Source organism: Gelidibacter algens (assembly GCF_001678675.1).
Lineage (GTDB): Bacteria > Bacteroidota > Bacteroidia > Flavobacteriales > Flavobacteriaceae > Gelidibacter > Gelidibacter algens.
Genome location: NZ_LZRN01000118.1, coordinates 1 through 1,387 on the forward strand (window position 1 = coordinate 1; position 1,387 = coordinate 1,387).

Annotated in this window: 2 protein-coding genes and 1 pseudogene; all 3 read right to left on the minus strand. The window is 29.1% G+C overall.

Annotated elements, in window-relative coordinates; genetic code table 11:
• Positions 1-286: 286 nt before the first annotated feature.
• Entirely contained in the window at positions 287-739 is a 453-nt protein-coding gene (locus A9996_RS19355) for a hypothetical protein (RefSeq protein ID WP_066439197.1), read from the minus strand.
• An 88-nt stretch (positions 740-827) separates the two neighbouring features.
• Positions 828-1,064, minus strand: a pseudogene (locus A9996_RS20760) (thioredoxin-disulfide reductase); the annotation flags it as partial.
• Between the two features lie 7 nt (positions 1,065-1,071).
• Positions 1,072-1,387 (minus strand): hypothetical protein (locus tag A9996_RS19360; RefSeq protein WP_211272679.1); only part of this gene is annotated, 316 nt, incomplete at its 5' end.

The following is a 1,387-nucleotide window of genomic DNA, read 5'->3' on the forward strand; positions in this document are numbered from 1 at the left end:
ACCAATGGCATCAACTGATGTAGTGTTTCCTTAATAAGTTTAACCCCTTGTTCTGTTTTTTGGAGTATATCTGAAGGATTTTCCTCAAGTTCATGCAATTTGCTTTCAAGTACATTAATTAGGTTGTAGTAGATATTCAAATTGTTGTATTAAAATTAATATTTCCCTCGTCTGTAATTCATAAGCAATAGGGACTGCTTTAGAACTACTTGCAATTAGTTTTAATCCCTCTTAAGTTTAAGCTTTTCTATTCTTTACATAACTATATTTTTTGTTGTGTTATATTTTAATCGTTAACTTCTATTTTAAATTCCTTTTTAAATATTTTCACTTTATTTATGCCATCTCCAATTACGTAGTGTATTGTGCCTTTTATGGTAGTTGCTTCATCAACTATCACTTTTATTTTTTGTATGAAATTAACCGCCGTTTTATAATATCTTACCTCCTCTTGTAAAACTAAATCATAGATTTCAATGGGAGTACCCATTTCTTCCACCCCATAATTGAAAATGACAAAATCGTTTGGTTCATATTCTATATGTAGCAATGAGCAATCTTGGGTATTGATTTGTTTGGTGTAGATATTCCAACCAGATTCAATAAATGCCTTACTGTGTAAGTTATAGGTGCCAACTTCTATTTTTTTTGCTGCGAAGCGCCATAGTATGTGATTAGTTTTAAAGGACTTTGACCTTCCAAAAAACAATCGTGATAAGTTTATTAATCGTTTTTTCATGACTTATAATAATTTTTTAACTATTCATTATTGTGTGCTGTATTTTGTATTAGGAGGAGGATTGACTACTTTGAATCTTCGATTTAGCGGTGCAGAATCTTTCAGCTTGTCTTTGAAATTCTATCATCATTTCCGATCCTGTGATACCATCTTTATAACCTGTTTAATTTTTTAACTTCGTTTATGGGTGATAATTACCCTCCCGGTTGAATTCCTTGATATACTATTGGAAACATATTTGCTCTTTCTGCATAAATAGCTGCCGAATAACAGACAGGCAAAAGCGCATAATTAAACACTTTATTTTTTCTATTTCTTGTGACATAATACTATTAAATTGTACTCATTAATACATTGCTAGACCTTGAAAATTCCAAAATTTCATGTGGTTCTAGAATTTCATACAAAAGGTTAATTTTATCATTAGTATCTGCTAATAAAATTATTGTATAGTCTTGTGTGCTTTCTAAAATTCTTGCTTGAAATTGTAATACAACATCATTAATTATTGAATTATTCATTTGTAAACTGGTTCTAATTTTAAATAATGCAACTATAATTTTAACAATATTTCTTTCGGGTAGAATTATAATACTATTAACATTTTCAATTCTCTTCAAACATTCTATTATATTCACTAAACACAAG

What these genes read in the sequence shown, in the direction of transcription:
- A9996_RS19355 (WP_066439197.1), bottom strand. Translation starts at nt 739, where the DNA reads ATGAAAAAACGATTAATAAACTTATCACGATTGTTTTTTGGAAGGTCA.